The organism is Streptomyces sp. NPDC096013 (assembly GCF_044763565.1).
In the GTDB taxonomy this organism is placed as follows: Bacteria; Actinomycetota; Actinomycetes; order Streptomycetales; family Streptomycetaceae; genus Streptomyces.
In genome coordinates, this window is record NZ_JBIWGK010000003.1 from 16,963 (window position 1) to 31,598 (window position 14,636).

Here is a 14,636-nt window from a genome sequence, read left to right on the forward strand (position 1 = left end):
CCGGTTACACCGAGCCGGCCAGCGACAGCTTCACCGCGAAGCCGAGGAACAGCGCCCCGGCGGCCGAGGTCGCGCCGGCCGCGAGGCGCCTGCGGCGGCGGAAGGCGGTGGCGAGCCGGGTGCCGCTGAAGATGAGGGCGCTGAGGTACAGGAAGCTCGCCAGCTGCGCGAAGGCGCCGAGCACGACGAAGGACAGCGCGGGGTAGGCGTACCCCGGGTCGACGAACTGCACGAAGAAGGCGACGAAGAACAGGATCGCCTTCGGGTTGAAGATGCTCACGACGAAGGCGCGGCGGTACGGCCGCTCCTCGGCCGCCTCGGCGGCGGGCACCGGTTCCGTGGCCGCCCGCTCCTTGCGGCCGCGCCACATCGACCACGCGGCCTGCAGCATCCCGAACGCGAGCCAGGTCAGATACCCGGCCCCCGCGTACTTCACGATCCCGAACAGCACGGCGTTGGCCTGGAGCAGCGAGGCGACCCCGGCCGCGGAGAGTGTCATCAGCACGGTGTCGCCGCACCAGACACCGGCGGCCGCCGTGTACCCGGCTCGGGTCCCGCGCCGGGCGGCGACCGAGAGGACGTACAGCGAGTTGGGACCGGGCAGCAGGACGATCAGGACCAGGCCCGCGAGATAGGTGGGGAGATCGATGACACCGAACATGAGCACGAGTGTCGCACGCGGGCGCACGGCCTCACAGGTGCGGAAAGGCTGTGGTCTTTCCTAACCGCCGACCTCGACGATGACCGGTTAGAAAAGACCACAGCCTTTCGAGGTACCCGGTCCCGGCCGCCGTTCGCGGCCCGGCATCCGGGGGTACGTGTCGGGGGGTACGACGCCGGTGAGACGACGGGGGTGCGTGATGCGTACTACGGGCATGGGGAGAGCACTCGCCGCCACGGCGGCCCTGTCGGCCCTGGTGACGGTGTGCGGCTGCACGGCGCAGGGCACGGACGGCGGACACCATCTGCCCGTACGTATCCAGCTCCCCCAAAGCGGCGGCACCAAGGTCGGCGGCGACGGCAAGTCCTCCGCCACCCCGGCCCCCGCCCGCGCCGCGAACGTCCTGTGGGCGCGCGGCGACAGCGGCATGGACGTACGCGAACTCCAGGCGCGGCTACGGCAGGTCGACTGGCTCTTCGACGGCCCGACCGGGACCTACGACGACCTCACCGAGCAGGCCGTCGCCGGGTTCCAGGGCAAGCGCGGGCTGCCGAAGACCGGGCAGACCGACAGCGTCACCTGGCAGCGGCTGGTGCGGATGACGCACGAGCCGGGCAAGTGGGACCTGTACCTGATGGGCGGCCAGCCGGCCGGCGCCCCCGACCCGCGCTGTCTGACCGGCCGGGTGCTGTGCATCGACAAGACGAGCCGCACCCTGCGCTGGATGATCGACGGCCGCACGGTGTCGACGATGGCGGTCCGGTTCGGCGCGCAGTACACCCCGACCCGCGACGGTGTGTTCCACGTCTACTGGAAGGCCCGGAACTGGGTGTCCACGCTCTACCACTCCCCCATGCCGTACGCGATGTTCTTCAGCGGCGGCCAGGCGGTGCACTTCTCGTACGACTTCTCGATGCGGGGCTACGCGGGCGGCTCGCACGGCTGCGTCAACGTACGCGACGAGGCGGCGATCGCGAGCCTCTTCGCACAGGTACGGACGGGCGACAAGGTCGTCGTCTACAAGTGAGCGGGGTTATGAGGCGCGGGCGGGACCGGGGGAACGTGTCCCGCCCGCGCCAAGTGCACGAGCCGTAGGTACGGGGGGAACCCCGGCTCAGTGCGTTCGGCCGATGACCAGTCGGCTTATTCAGTACTGCGCCACGCGGGCCGAAAACGTCACACCTCGCGCGAAGAAAATTCCACGGCCTACGAAAGCGCAGGTCAGAGGGCGCTGTACGTCGGGCTCGGCGCAGGGGTCCGCCCGCCGGCGGTGGTGTGCGCCGACGGGTGCCGGGTGAGCGGCGCGAACCCCGAGGAGCCCGGGGAGCCGGCCGAGCCCGGAGCGGCGGCGCCGTTGTCCAGATGCCCGCCACCACTGCCCCTGCCGCTGCCACCACTACTGCTGCCGCCGCTGCCACCGGGTGCGATCGGGGATATGTGCCCGTCGTCGTCACCGCCCTGGCCGCCGCCGCCCTGGTCGCCGGAACCGTTCTGGTCGTTGCCCTGAGCGCCGCCGTTCTTGCCGGTGCCCTTGCCGTCCTTGCCGTCGGAACCGGCGCCGGTGTGCCTGAGGAGGCCCTTGCAGTACGTCCACACATGGGACGTGCCGCCCGCCGCGCCCTCCAGGGCACGCTTGCGGCCGGGGGTCAGGGCCGTGCCGTCGCGCACCGCACGGCAGGACGAGGCGACACCGCCCCACCAGGTGCCGGACCCGGCGGACTTGCCGTCACCGGCCTCGGTGGACGGCGTCGGCTGCGCGCCGCCCCCGACCGCCTCGCCGGAGGAGTCGTCCGCACCGCCGCCCGGCGTGGGCGTGCCCGAGCCGCGCGTGCCCGTCGGCGAGGGCGAGACCAGGGTCCGGTCGGGCGGCACGGCGGCGGAGATCGAGGCGGCGGGCGTCGGATCGTCGTCGAAGGGTGAGGGCAGGGCGCCGGTGCCGGCCGCGACCGCGACCCCGCCGAGCATCCCGGCGGCGAGCACGGCGGTCAGCCCGAAGCGCACGGGTCTTCCCCAGCGCGAACCCGGCACGGCCGGGGCGGGCCGCCCGAGCCGGACGAGCCCGGCGTCGGAGGAGTGCGCGGGGCCGCGCCGGCCGAAGCCGGCCCGCTCGACATCGTTGCCGCTGCGCGCGGCCCGGAACGCCGTCAACGCGGCGTCCTCGCCCGGGAGTTCGACCTTGGTCTGCGAGGGTTCCACGGCCAGCGCGCCGAGGGTTCTGGCGAGCCGTTCGGCCTGGTCGCGGGTGGCCGGGTCGACGGACTCCAGGGACTCGCCGCGCAGCAGCAGCTCGGCGGTCTCACGGTCCAGCCATCGGCCGGGGGCCCGGCCCGCGGCGGAACCGCCGGCGGACTCGGTGTCTCCCGGAAAAGCAGAGCGCTCGTCGGCCATCACATGTCCTTCTGCGTCCGCGCACGCGTATGCGTCACAGTGGCGGACGTCACCGCGCGGTCGCGCGGGAGTCGCTGGGGCGGCAGGGCGTCGAGGGGTCCGGCCGATTCCGCCTCGCCGCCGAGCAGTTCCGCGAGCCGTTTCAGACCGCGGTGCGCGGCCGTGCGGACGGCGCCGGGCCGCTTGCCGAGGGTCTCCGCGGCGGTCTTGGCGTCGAGGCCCATCACCACCCGCAGGACGACGGCCTCGGCCTGGTCCTGCGGCAGCTGGGCGATGAGGGAGAGGGTGGTGTCGGTGGCGAGCGCCTCGATGGCCTCGCCCGCGGTGTCGGACTCGGCGGCGCGGCCGGTCAGTTCGGTCTCGTCGCCGCCTATCGCGGGGCGACGGCCGCGCATCCGTATGTGGTCGAGGGCGCGGTTGCGGGCGATCCGCGCCGCCCACCCGCGGAACCGGTCCGCGTCCCCGCTGAACCGGTCGAGGTCCCGGGCGATCTGAAGCCAGGCCTCGGACGCGACGTCCTCGGCGTCCGGATCGCCGACCAGCGTCCGTACGTATCCGAGCAACCGTGGATGCACCGTGCGGTACACAGTCCGGAACGCGGTCTCGTCCCCGTCCTGTGCCGCAAGCACCGCGGCGGTCAGCTCCGCGTCGTCCCCCAGCACGTGGTCCCTCGAATGGTGTCGGTCGCGTCCGCACTCCGGCGCGAAAGGCACGTTACGACCTGAAACTGTTCCTCGTCCATGTCCGTACAAGGTGCAACTACCTGGTTCACCGTCACGGTGTGACAGAAAACGCACTCCCGGCGCTGTAGAAAATACGGGCCGCCGCGCGGCCCGTACCGCGCGACGGCCGGGGCCTCTCCTGTGGGGGGTGGCGGCTCCGGCCGTCTCCGCGATGACCCCCGCGGACACCAGGGCCGCACCCCTATCCGGCACCGCCCGGCCGCCAGTCGTCCTGCCTGCGCGTCGGCGCCGAAGGACACCCCGCGTCCCGTACGGCCCGGAAGGCGGCCACCGCCCGCCGCTCCGCCTCGCGGTCCACCTCCCCCTCACGCAGCGCCGCACCCAGCAGCGCCGGGAGAGCGGGAAGCGCCGGGCCCGCCGGAGGGCCGGCGTGATCGGGAGGACCCGTGCATCCCGTGTCGTGATCAGCCATGTCCGTCCCCATCCCTTTCCGGTTCCCGCGCCGAGCCCCTCGCCGAGTCCCTTTCCCCGACGCCCAGTTCGCGCGCCAGCCGTCTCAGCCCCCGGTACGCGGCCGTCCGCACCGCCCCCGGCCGCTTGCCCAGCACCCGCGCGGCGCCGGGCCCGTCGAGCCCCACGACCACCCGCAGCAGCACGGCCTCGGCCTGATCCCGCGGCAGCCCCCGGAGCAGCCCGAGGGCGTACTCGGTGGAGAGGGACTCCAGCGCCTGGTCGTGGGTGCTGTGCGGGCCGGGCAGTTCGAGTACGTCCTGTTCGAGCGCCGCCGGCCGGGGCCGTACCCGCTGCCGCCGCAGATGGTCGAGCGCCCGGTGCCGGGCGATGGTCGCCGTCCAGCCGCGGAACCCCGCCCCGTCGCCCCGGAACCGGCCCAGGTCACGGGCGATCTCCAGCCACGCGTCGGACGCCACGTCCTCGGCCTCGTCGCCGACAAGACCGCGCAGATACCCGAGCAGCCCGGGCTGCACGAGCCGGTACGCGACGGCGAACGCCCGCTCGTCGCCCTCCTGGGCCCGCGCGACCGCCGCGCCCAGTTCCCCGTCGTGCGCGTGCCCGCGCCGGGGCTCGCCTGTCTGGCCCAAGGACTGTCCTCGTCGGTACCGGTGCGCGAAGGCCCGTACCGAGTACGGCAGGACCCGTGCCGGGCGCGACGGTCCCCCCGCACCCCTCATCGCCCTCAGCGCCGCCCCCGACAGAAACGTCACAGCGCGCGGCCCGCCCGACCCTGACCTCGTCGACCTCGTCGCCTGCTTCGATCAGGGGGGCAGCGGCCCTAGAGGGTGGTGTCCACGGGCTGTTGAGGGGTCTCCTTCGCCGTCGTGTCCGGTGTGGGCACGCGGTCGGCGTTCACCAGGACGCCCGCGATGAGGGCGGCCAGCAGGATCGAGGCCATCGCCCACCAGGTGGCGACGTTGAAGCCGTGCACGGCGGCCTTCGCCTCCAGGAGCCGCCGGTCGGCGCCGGGGGCCGCGTGGGCGGTGGCGTAGCGGGCGGTGACACTGGCGGCGATCGTGTTGAGGAGGGCCGTACCGATCGAACCGCCCACCTGCTGGGCCGTGTTGAAGGTCGCCGAGGCCGCACCGGAGTCGCGGGGTGCGACGCTGCCGGTGGCCAGCGACACCGAGGTCATCATCGCCGTACCCATGCCGAGGCCGAGCATCAGCATGCCGGGCAGGATGTACGTGGCGTACGCGGGCTCCACCCCGACCTGGGCGATCAGCGCGAGCGCACCCGCCGCGAGCAGCAGTCCCGGGACCATCAGGGTGCGCGGCGGCACCTTGTTGAGCAGCCGGGCCGCGATCTGGGTCGAGCCGGTGATCATGCCGACCGTAATGGGGAGATAGGCGACGCCCGTCTTGACCGGCGAATAGCCGAGGACGCGCTGCATGTAGTAGGTGAGGAAGAGGAACACACCGAACATGCCGATGGTGACGAACAGGATGGTCAGGAACGCCCCGACCCGCTGACGGTCCTTCACCACCGCCATCGGCAGCAGCGGCACCCGCGCCCGTGTCTGCCAGAACCCAAACGCGCCGAGCAGGACGACCCCGGCGCCGAGCAGTGTCAGCACCAGGCCGTCGCCCCAACTCCTGGACTCCGCCTCGGAGAAGCCGTAGACCAGCGTCAGCATGCCGAGGGAACCGAGGAGCGCGCCCGGTATGTCGAGGTGCGCGTCGGGGTGCCGGGCGCTGTCGCTGAGCAGGACCCAGGCACCGGCGAAGGCGACCAGCGCGATGGGCACGTTGACGTAGAGGCACCAGCGCCAGTCGAGGTACTGGGTGAGGAAGCCGCCCGCGAGGAGCCCGACCGCCGCGCCCGCGCCGACGATCGCGCCGAACACGCCGAACGCCTTGCCCCGGTCCTTCGGGTCGGTGAACGTCGTCGTGAGCAGGGAGAGCGCGGAGGGGGCGAGCAGGGCGGCGAAGACTCCTTGCAGCGCGCGGGCGCCGAACAGCATGCCCTGGTTGGCGGCGGCACCGCCGAGCGCGGACGCGGCGGCGAAGCCGATCAGCCCGATCATGAAGGTGTTCTTGCGCCCGGCGAGGTCAGCGATCCGGCCACCGAGCAGCAACAGCCCGCCGAACGCGAGGGTGTAGGCGGTGATGACCCACTGCCGGTTGCCGTCCGACATGTGGAGATCGACCTGCGCGGAGGGCAGCGCGATGTTGACGATGGTCATGTCGAGGACGACCATCAACTGCGCGAGCGCGATGACGACCAGCGCCCACCAACGACGGTTCTCGGCCATATGCCCTCCCCGGTCCGACGGCCGCCCTCATCGTCCTCCCGGACCCGGCCCATGGGGAACGCAGGCGTTTCTTATTACGCCGATTTTGCCGAATTCCCGGTCCGCGCAACTCCCCTGCCGCCGTGGGCCGTTACCGCCGTACGCCGTTCATCGCGTCCCGGCACAGCAGCCTCAGCGAGCCGTCCCCGCCGAAGCACCGCCGCGCCTCGTCGATGGGGTCCCACAGCCGCCCCTCCGGCGTCCGCAGCCAGTGCTCACCCCCGGTCGCCCACCACTCGCCGCCGGTCTGCCGCGCGATCACCTCACCGGCGTAGGCCCCGAACCCGCGCAACTCGCTCTCCATGGCGGCGTACGGCGCGCCCTCCCGCCGTATCTCCTCGATCATCCGGTCGACCCGCCACAGGCTAGGCGCCGAGTAGTCGAGCCGTACCCGGGCCCCTTCGCGCATGGTCGCCACGGTGTCCGCGGCCCATCGCACGGGCTGCGCGGCGGCGGAGGGCCGGCGCGTCGTCTGCTCTGTCAGCTGCTGTGTCATCACACCAGGAGAAGCATGGCGGGGCGGTGTTCCGGCACCCCGATCCGGACATTTCCCCGGACCCGCGCAGGACCGCCCCACGCCCACCGCACGACGGTCACAGACCCGCCGCTCAACTCCGCCCGCGCGCCCGCCGCGAGACCACCGCGCGCAGCACCCGCCGCCCCTCGGTCGACACGGCGAGCACCTGCCGCAGTCCGCCCGCACCGGTCCCGGCGAGGAGTTCGAGAACGGCGATCTGCCGGCGCAGCTCGGCGGCGACGAGAGGTGACATGCCGTCGGTACGACCTTCACGGCGGCCCTCGACGTCATCGGCGTCGCCGGCCGGGGTCATGACCTCCAGCAGTCGGTGGACCCGCAGCGAGTCGAGCGAGCAGGCGTCGGCCCACGCCCGCACCTCGGCCCCGGCCGGGACCGGCGGCGCGGCCGCGAGCATCGTGCGGGCGATCCGGACGGCCCGGTCCTCGCCGGGCTCCTCGAACAGGGCGGGGAGCTTGGCACGGGCCTGCTCCAGGGACTCGCCCCACGTCTCCCCCTCGGCGCCGTCCGCGAGGCTCGTCCACAGCGGGCGCAGCACCTCGTCGTCCCCGCCCAGCAGCGGCACGCACCGATCCAAACAAGCCAGTCCGCCTGCGGCCAGTGCGCGATCGTCGGCCTGCGCGATCAGTTCCACCAGACTCATCCAGACCTCCCTCGGCGGGGCCCCTCCCCTATGAGACCCGCATCTCCCCTGGCGGCGCGCCTCACCCCGGGAGTGTCACACGGGACGCCCTCGCGCAGACAGAGAAAACGGAAGAAGAGGTTTTCGGCCAACTGGGCCGGGTTCTCCGCAGGCCGGCCGCCCGCGCCGGCCCCTCTTTCTCCGCGCCCCTCAACCCACCTTGTCCGCAAGGGACTTGAATTGGGTCCAGGTCAGTGACGGCGTCCCCGGGTCCCAGAGTTTCTGGATCGTGGCGCGCAGCGGCATGCGGATGCCGGCCGCGACCTGGTTCTGGGTCTGGGAGCCCGCGAGGTCGCACCAGACGGCGAAGGAGCCGCCGAGGATCTGGGCGTCGTACTTCGCGGGGACCGCCGTCGTGCCGCGCAGCACGCGCGGGGTCCAGTGCTCGTAGATCCGCTGTCCCGTCGGGTAGACGAAGGTCTGCGGCTCGCCGAGGACGTAGTACATGTACTCGTCGTTGTAGTTGAGGACCTTGCGCCCCGCGCTCAGATACGCGACGGGCTGCCGGGCGCCGATCTCCTTGCCCGTCCAGTACGCGACCTGGAGGTCCTTGGCGGCCTGCACGGACGTGCCGGCGAAGAAGCCGTCGTTCCACACCCGCATCGTGCGGTCGTGGTTGCGGATCGTGTCGGCGCGGTCGTTGAGCCAGCCGGTGGTGAGGTCGGCGACGGTGCCGCCGGAGCCGTAGGCCTTCACCGCCTCGGCCGCCAGCTGCGGGAAGGACGCCTGGGGGTTGGCGACGGTCAGCGCCTGGTACTCGTCGCCGCCGAGGTGCCACTGGTCGCCGGTGAACAAACCGGCGTACTCGTCGAGGAGTTCGTCGACGATCGCGGCGGACGCGTCCTTGGAGATGTCGATCGCGCCGCGTGTGGCGACCCCCGACACGTTCCGCAGTTGCAGCTCCGGATGGGCGGCGATCACCGCGCCCAGGTGTCCCGGGGAGTCGATCTCGGGGACGACCGTGATGTGCCGGCTGGCCGCGAGGTCGACGATCCGCTTGACCTGCGCCTTGGTCAGATGGTCCTTCGACACGATCTCGGGGTGAGTCGTGGACTGGATCCGGAAGCCCTGGTCGTCGGAGAAGTGCAGCCCCAGCTCGTTGAACTTGAGGTCGCCCAGCTCCCGTACCCGGTCCTCGATCCAGCCCGCGGTGAACGGCTTGCGCGCGATGTCCAGCATGAACCCGCGCCGCGGCTTGGCGGGCTGGTCGTGCACGACGCCCTCCGGCGCCGTACCGCCCCCGTGCACCTCCTGCTTGAGCGTGCGCGTCCCGTAGAACACGCCCGCGTCCGAGGGCCCGCTGATGGTGACCCGCCCGCCGCGCACGGTCATCGCGTACGACTCCGGGTTCGCGCCCTCGTCGTCGTTCAGCGCCAGCCGCACGTCCCCGGCCCGCACGTCACTCGACGCGCCGCCGTATGTCAGTCCCAGCTCACCGGCGATGAGCCGCCCCTCGTCGGCGAGATCGGCGTCGTCGACGACGACCCGCTCCCCCTTCGCGGGCCGCCAGCCGGGACCACGCGCGGGGGTGTGCGAGCGCACGGCCGGGATGGTGCGGGGCGCCTGCGACAGCGGATACGACCGCGTCGGACTCGGCGTCGGCGACGCGGAGCGGGAGGCCGCGCCCCGCGAGGCGGCGGAGGTCTCGTCGCCGGACCCGACCGACGCGCCCCCCTCGTCGCCGGAGGCCGCCCACAGCCCGAGGCCCACTCCGCCCGCGACCACCGCGGTGGCTGCGGCGACCGCGATCAGCCCTCGCTTCTGCTTCCCCTGCTTCACCTGCTTCGCCGACGAGCGGCGCCTGTGCTGGCTCACGGCGCCAACCTACGGCCCCGAGCGGATCGCGGGTGTCCACCACGCGTTCCGAAACTCTCCCGTCCGGGTGAAATTCGGGCATCCGTCGGACACGTCATGACCACTCCCGATAATCTGCCGACGCACCTTTCACTACCTCCCCTGCCGCACCATCCGCGACGCGAGGACCCCACCCTGCCTGCGCACCGCCTTCCCCAGCTCCCCGACCTTTCCGGCCGAGTGGCCATCCCGGCGCTGCCCGAACAGTCCCGCACCTCGCCGTCCCCGCGCTCGCTGGACGCCTTCAACACCGCGCCCGCCGACGACGTACGGCACACCCTGCTCACCTGTCTCCGCAGCCACCGCTGGTCCCACCGCCTCACCGACCACCGCCCCTACCCCGACCTCGACGCCCTACTCGCCGCGTCCGACGAGGCGGCGTACGACCTGACCCCGGGCGACCTGACGGAGGCACTGGCGGGCGAGTCCCTCCCGGCCCTGCCCGAGGACACGTACGAGGCGGCCCACATGGCCCTGGACGCGGCCCACGCCGCGTACGAGGCGAGGTTCGGCCATGTGTTCGTCATCTGCGCGGACGGAATCGCCACGGACGAGGTACTGGACCACGTGCTGGCGGGAATCCGCTCCCGCCTGACGAACGACCCGGAGGAGGAACGGGTGGTGGTGGCAGAGGAGCTGCGGCGCCTCGCAAAAGGGCGGCTGCGGGCGGTTTTCGGCTTTTAGGGGCGCGGGGAACTGCGCGACCAGCCACAAACGGCGCGCACCCGGCGAACAACATGAACCACCCACCTCCACCAGCCGCCCGAAACTAGCCCGTACGTGCACCTTTGGGTGCCAGTTTGATCACACAGGCAGGCCCGCCGTAAGACCGGCGTCAACGGCTGGATACGATGCTGAGGGCCGGAGGACCGTACCCGGCCGGGCCCGACCGACAGAGAAGCCGGCGCGGCCCTAAATCCCCGCTCCCGGAGGGTTCTTCCGTGCCGGCTGGAACGCTGTACCGCGGCCGGGAAGGAATGTGGTCATGGGTGGCTCATCGAGTCACCGGCGTCCTCATCTTCTTCTTCCTGTTCGTACACGTGCTGGACACCGCTCTTGTGCGTGTCTCCCCCGAGGACTACGACAAGGTCGTAGCCACCTACAAGACGCCGATCGTGGCACTGCTGGAGTACGGCCTCGTCGCCGCGATCCTCTTCCACGCCCTCAACGGCCTGCGCGTCATCGCCGTCGACTTCTGGTCGAAGGGCCCGCGCTACCAGAAGCAGATGCTCTGGTCCGTCGTAGGCCTGTGGCTCGTGCTCATGCTCGGGGCGATCTACCCCGTGCTCGGCCACGCCGCTCGTGTTCTGTTCGGGAGCTGACGCAGATGTCCACGACTGAAACCGCGTCGGGCATCGGCCCGGTCGAGAGCGCGTCCGTCTACACCGTAGACAACCCCGCGCCGCTCATCGAGGCCCCCCGCAAGCGCACCCAGAAGACCCCGAAGTCCACCCGGGGCAACTTCGAGATGTACGGCTGGCTCTTCATGCGCCTGTCCGGCGTCGTGCTGGTCGTCCTGGTCCTCGGCCACCTGCTGATCCAGCTCGTGCTGGACGGCGGTGTCTCCAAGATCGGCTTCGCCTTCGTGGCCGGCCGCTGGGCCTCGCCGTTCTGGCAGGTCTGGGACCTGCTGATGCTGTGGCTCGCGATGCTGCACGGCGCCAACGGCCTGCGCACGGTCATCAACGACTACGCGGAGCGCGCGAACACCCGGCTGTGGCTCAAGGGCCTGCTCTACACCGCCACGGTGTTCACCATCCTGCTGGGCACGCTGGTGATCTTCACCTTCGACCCGAACATCCGTTAGGCAACGGGGCTGAGGAATTTCCTGATGAAGATCCACAAGTACGACACCGTCATCGTCGGCGCCGGCGGCGCCGGTATGCGCGCCGCGATCGAGTCGACGAAGCGCAGCCGCACCGCGGTCCTGACGAAGCTCTACCCCACCCGCTCCCACACGGGCGCCGCGCAGGGCGGTATGGCCGCCGCGCTCGCCAACGTGGAGGAGGACAACTGGGAGTGGCACACCTTCGACACGATCAAGGGCGGTGACTACCTGGTCGACCAGGACGCCGCCGAGATCCTGGCGAAGGAGGCCATCGACTCGGTCCTCGACCTGGAGAAGATGGGCCTGCCGTTCAACCGGACGCCCGACGGGACGATCGACCAGCGCCGCTTCGGCGGTCACAGCCGCAACCACGGCGAGGCCCCGGTCCGCCGGTCCTGCTACGCGGCCGACCGCACCGGCCACATGATCCTCCAGACGCTGTACCAGAACTGCGTGAAGGAGGGCGTCGAGTTCTTCAACGAGTTCTACGTCCTCGACCAGCTGATCGCCGACGTCGACGGCGTGAAGACCTCGGTCGGCGTGGTCGCGTACGAGCTGGCGACCGGCGAGATCCACGTCTTCCAGGCGAAGGCCGTGATCTACGCGTCCGGCGGCTGCGGCAAGTTCTTCAAGGTGACGTCGAACGCGCACACCCTGACCGGTGACGGCCAGGCCGCGGTGTACCGGCGCGGGCTGCCGCTGGAGGACATGGAGTTCTTCCAGTTCCACCCGACCGGCATCTGGCGCATGGGCATCCTGCTGACGGAGGGCGCCCGCGGTGAGGGCGGCATCCTCCGCAACAAGGACGGCGAGCGCTTCATGGAGAAGTACGCGCCGGTCATGAAGGACCTCGCGTCCCGTGACGTCGTGTCCCGCTCCATCTACACGGAGATCCGTGAGGGCCGCGGCTGCGGTCCCGAGGGCGACCACGTCTACCTCGACCTCACGCACCTCCCGCCGGAGCAGCTGGACGCGAAGCTCCCGGACATCACCGAGTTCGCGCGCACCTACCTCGGTATCGAGCCGTACACGGACCCGATCCCGATCCAGCCCACCGCGCACTACGCGATGGGCGGCATCCCGACGAACGTCGAGGGTGAGGTCCTCACCGACAACACCACCGTCGTCCCGGGCCTGTACGCGGCCGGCGAGGTCGCCTGTGTGTCGGTGCACGGCGCCAACCGCCTCGGCACCAACTCGCTCCTGGACATCAACGTGTTCGGGCGCCGGGCGGGCATCGCCGCGGCGGAGTACTCGCAGAAGGCGTCCTACGTCGAGCTGCCGGAGAACCCCGCGCAGCAGGTCATCGACCAGGTCGAGCACCTGCGCAACTCCACGGGCACCGAGCGCGTGGCGGTCCTGCGCCGCGAGCTCCAGGAGACCATGGACGCGAACGTCATGGTGTTCCGCACCGAGCAGACCATCAAGACGGCGGTCGAGAAGATCGCGGAGCTGCGCGAGCGCTACCGCAACGTCTCGATCCAGGACAAGGGCCGCCGGTTCAACACGGACCTCCTGGAGGCCATCGAGCTGGGCAACCTGCTCGACCTCGCCGAGGTCATGGCGGTCTCGGCGCTCGCCCGCAAGGAGTCCCGCGGCGGTCACTACCGCGAGGACTACCCGAACCGCGACGACGTCAACTTCATGCGCCACACCATGGCGTACCGCGAGGTCGGCGACGACGGCACCGAGTCCATCCGTCTCGACTACAAGCCGGTCGTCCAGACCCGCTACCAGCCGATGGAGCGTAAGTACTGATGGCTACCCCTGTTCTGGACAAGGCGGAAGCGGCCGGCCAGCCCGAGCCCGGCTTCGCCGACTCCCCCTACATCACGGTCACCTTCCGGATCCGCCGCTTCAACTCCGAGGTCTCGGCGGAAGCGGTCTGGGAGGACTTCCAGCTGGAGATCGACCCCAAGGAGCGCGTCCTCGACGGTCTCCACAAGATCAAGTGGGACCTCGACGGCTCGCTGACGTTCCGCCGCTCGTGCGCGCACGGCATCTGCGGTTCGGACGCGATGCGGATCAACGGCAAGAACCGTCTCGCCTGCAAGACCCTGATCAAGGACCTCAACCCCGAGAAGCCGATCACGGTCGAGCCGATCAAGGGTCTGACGGTCCTGAAGGACCTGGTCGTCGACATGGACCCGTTCTTCCAGGCGTACCGCGACGTCATGCCGTTCCTGATCACGCACGACACGAACGAGCCGACGCGGGAACGCCTCCAGTCGGCCGAGGACCGCGAGCGCTTCGACGACACCACGAAGTGCATCCTCTGCGCCGCGTGCACGTCCTCGTGCCCGGTGTTCTGGAACGACGGCCAGTACTTCGGCCCGGCCGCGATCGTCAACGCGCACCGCTTCATCTTCGACAGCCGTGACGACGCGGGCGAGCAGCGCCTGGAGATCCTCAACGACCGTGACGGTGTGTGGCGTTGCCGCACGACCTTCAACTGCACGGACGCCTGCCCGCGCGGTATCGAGGTCACGAAGGCGATCCAGGAAGTGAAGCGGGCGCTGATCACGCGACGCTTCTGAGGTTGTTCTCCGTACGGCTTCGAGGGCCCCGTTCCCAGGTTGGGAGCGGGGCCCTCTGGCGTGCGGCGACCCGTGCGGGCGAACGTGATCGTCCGCGAGGCGGCACTGACGATCCCGTCCCGTCGGCAATGCCGGGCCCGCGCCGATCATCGCCCTAATCTGATGGCATGTCAGATGAAGAGTCGTACGAACTGCTCGGCTTCGACAACGTCCTCCTCCCGGTCGGGGATCTCGCCGAGGCCGTCGGCTTCTACGGGCGCGCGGGGTTCACCGTCGGGTTCCGGCTCGACGAGGCCGGCATCGCACTGCTGAAGGTCGGCGGCGAGACCCCCGGGGTGCTGCTGCGCCAGGAAGAGGGGCTCGGACACCGGCCGCCGCCGTGGCCCTCGTCGCGCGTGTGGCTGGAGGTGCCGGACGCGCGGAGGGCCGCTCAGCACCTGACCGCGGCCGGTCTCGCGCTGCTCGATCCGCCGTTCTCCGTGGCCACCGGGTGGACCGTCGAGTTCGCCGATCCCTGGGGCAACGTCCTTGGTCTCACGGACTATTCGAAGCGCCCGGAGCTGGCGCGGCGGGTGTGACACAGGTCCCAGGGCAAGCAAGTTGAACGCGTTCAGAAATGCTCCTACAGTTCTTCCTGTCAGCATTTTTGAACGTGTTCAAGA

Annotated in this window: 16 protein-coding genes; 7 read left to right on the top strand and 9 right to left on the bottom strand. The window is 71.0% G+C overall.

Annotation, left to right across the window (positions count from 1 at the left end; all coding sequences use genetic code 11):
- Positions 1–4: 4 nt before the first annotated feature.
- Positions 5–661, bottom strand: a complete 657-nt coding sequence (leuE, locus tag ACIRB1_RS11665) for a leucine efflux protein LeuE (RefSeq protein ID WP_403465400.1) — start codon at positions 659–661, stop codon at positions 5–7.
- A 214-nt stretch (positions 662–875) separates the two neighbouring features.
- Between leuE and ACIRB1_RS11670 the strand changes: the two genes are divergently transcribed.
- Positions 876–1,688 carry a L,D-transpeptidase family protein gene (locus tag ACIRB1_RS11670; RefSeq protein ID WP_352182112.1) on the top strand — a complete coding sequence of 271 codons (813 nt, stop codon included), beginning with the start codon at positions 876–878 and terminating at the stop codon, positions 1,686–1,688.
- A 194-nt stretch (positions 1,689–1,882) separates the two neighbouring features.
- Here the strand turns inward: ACIRB1_RS11670 and ACIRB1_RS11675 are convergent, their stop codons facing one another.
- The 8 genes from ACIRB1_RS11675 to ACIRB1_RS11710 all read right to left on the bottom strand — a co-directional run bounded on the left by ACIRB1_RS11675 (position 1,883) and on the right by ACIRB1_RS11710 (position 9,534).
- The gene (locus tag ACIRB1_RS11675; protein ID WP_403465401.1) at positions 1,883–3,049 is read right to left on the bottom strand and encodes a hypothetical protein; all 1,167 of its coding nucleotides are present in this window, start codon (positions 3,047–3,049) and stop codon (positions 1,883–1,885) included.
- Positions 3,049–3,711, bottom strand: coding sequence for an RNA polymerase sigma factor (locus ACIRB1_RS11680; RefSeq protein ID WP_403465402.1), 663 nt, complete (start codon positions 3,709–3,711; stop codon positions 3,049–3,051). The genes ACIRB1_RS11675 and ACIRB1_RS11680 overlap by 1 nt, the downstream gene beginning before the upstream one ends.
- Before the next feature lie 262 nt (positions 3,712–3,973).
- Positions 3,974–4,204, bottom strand: a complete 231-nt coding sequence (locus tag ACIRB1_RS11685) for a hypothetical protein (protein ID WP_403465403.1) — start codon at positions 4,202–4,204, stop codon at positions 3,974–3,976.
- A complete protein-coding gene (locus tag ACIRB1_RS11690) occupies positions 4,197–4,832 on the bottom strand; it encodes an RNA polymerase sigma factor (protein ID WP_352182108.1) in 636 nt (211 codons plus the stop codon). Before ACIRB1_RS11690 ends, ACIRB1_RS11685 begins: the two co-directional genes overlap by 8 nt.
- A gap of 191 nt (positions 4,833–5,023) precedes the next feature.
- On the bottom strand, positions 5,024–6,499 hold the full coding sequence (locus ACIRB1_RS11695; protein ID WP_403465404.1) for an MFS transporter: 1,476 nt from the start codon (positions 6,497–6,499) through the stop codon (positions 5,024–5,026).
- Between the two features lie 130 nt (positions 6,500–6,629).
- Positions 6,630–7,034, bottom strand: a complete 405-nt coding sequence (locus ACIRB1_RS11700; RefSeq protein WP_403465405.1) for a hypothetical protein — start codon at positions 7,032–7,034, stop codon at positions 6,630–6,632.
- A 112-nt stretch (positions 7,035–7,146) separates the two neighbouring features.
- Positions 7,147–7,716, bottom strand: a complete 570-nt coding sequence (locus ACIRB1_RS11705; RefSeq protein ID WP_403465406.1) for a hypothetical protein — start codon at positions 7,714–7,716, stop codon at positions 7,147–7,149.
- Between the two features lie 189 nt (positions 7,717–7,905).
- Positions 7,906–9,534, bottom strand: coding sequence for a glycoside hydrolase family 20 protein (locus tag ACIRB1_RS11710; RefSeq protein ID WP_403465776.1), 1,629 nt, complete (start codon positions 9,532–9,534; stop codon positions 7,906–7,908).
- A 132-nt stretch (positions 9,535–9,666) separates the two neighbouring features.
- On the opposite strand from ACIRB1_RS11710, the gene ACIRB1_RS11715 reads away from it, so the two are divergent.
- From ACIRB1_RS11715 to ACIRB1_RS11740, 6 genes are all read left to right on the top strand, one after another.
- Positions 9,667–10,293: a 2-oxo-4-hydroxy-4-carboxy-5-ureidoimidazoline decarboxylase gene (locus ACIRB1_RS11715; RefSeq protein ID WP_403465407.1), complete on the top strand. Its 627-nt coding sequence runs from the start codon at positions 9,667–9,669 to the stop codon at positions 10,291–10,293.
- A 257-nt stretch (positions 10,294–10,550) separates the two neighbouring features.
- A complete protein-coding gene (gene sdhC / locus ACIRB1_RS11720; protein ID WP_078652359.1) occupies positions 10,551–10,931 on the top strand; it encodes a succinate dehydrogenase, cytochrome b556 subunit in 381 nt (126 codons plus the stop codon).
- A 5-nt stretch (positions 10,932–10,936) separates the two neighbouring features.
- Positions 10,937–11,416, top strand: a complete 480-nt coding sequence (locus tag ACIRB1_RS11725; RefSeq protein WP_266771770.1) for a succinate dehydrogenase hydrophobic membrane anchor subunit — start codon at positions 10,937–10,939, stop codon at positions 11,414–11,416.
- Positions 11,417–11,440: 24 nt separating this feature from the next.
- Positions 11,441–13,195, top strand: a complete 1,755-nt coding sequence (sdhA, locus tag ACIRB1_RS11730; protein ID WP_352182103.1) for a succinate dehydrogenase flavoprotein subunit — start codon at positions 11,441–11,443, stop codon at positions 13,193–13,195.
- The gene (locus ACIRB1_RS11735) at positions 13,195–13,974 is read left to right on the top strand and encodes a succinate dehydrogenase iron-sulfur subunit (protein WP_328829524.1); all 780 of its coding nucleotides are present in this window, start codon (positions 13,195–13,197) and stop codon (positions 13,972–13,974) included. Before sdhA ends, ACIRB1_RS11735 begins: the two co-directional genes overlap by 1 nt.
- A 167-nt stretch (positions 13,975–14,141) precedes the next feature.
- Positions 14,142–14,552: a VOC family protein gene (locus ACIRB1_RS11740; RefSeq protein ID WP_403465408.1), complete on the top strand. Its 411-nt coding sequence runs from the start codon at positions 14,142–14,144 to the stop codon at positions 14,550–14,552.
- The last annotated feature ends 84 nt before the right edge of the window (positions 14,553–14,636 follow it).